The 356-nt window shown below is 45.2% G+C and carries 1 protein-coding gene; it reads right to left on the bottom strand.

The genetic code is table 11. The annotated features are described in order from the left end of the window. On the bottom strand, nt 1-356 hold a 356-nt coding region (locus tag ACYVTD_RS18170; RefSeq protein ID WP_461249004.1), incomplete at both ends, for a hypothetical protein.

The following is a 356-nucleotide window of genomic DNA, read 5'->3' as shown; positions in this document are numbered from 1 at the left end:
AAAAATTATTGATTTGGGACTGAACATATATAATGTTCCATTTTCAATATCCGATACATCAACCGATTCCCATCCAACAACAAACTTTGCCCGTCCGCTCGTCTGAACAGCGGTTTTTGTTCCGTTTACACCGCTGTTAGTATTGGTAACTTCCGCATAATAGTACAGAGTCCCTGCCGTTGTAGTAGGCGGCGTAAAAGTTGCGTTCGTCGCACTTGCTACCGCTGTCGGATTATAACTGTATATCGTTGTCTCGCTGTACCATTGGTACGACAAAGTTCCACCGTCTGATACGTTTGCAGTCACAGAAAGAGGCGTAACTGTCGCGCCCGGAAGATACACCGCATTAATAGGAC

The organism is Treponema sp. R6D11 (assembly GCF_054786075.1).
The sequence above is the reverse complement of the archived record's forward strand: the minus strand, read 5'-3'. Positions and strand labels throughout refer to the sequence as shown.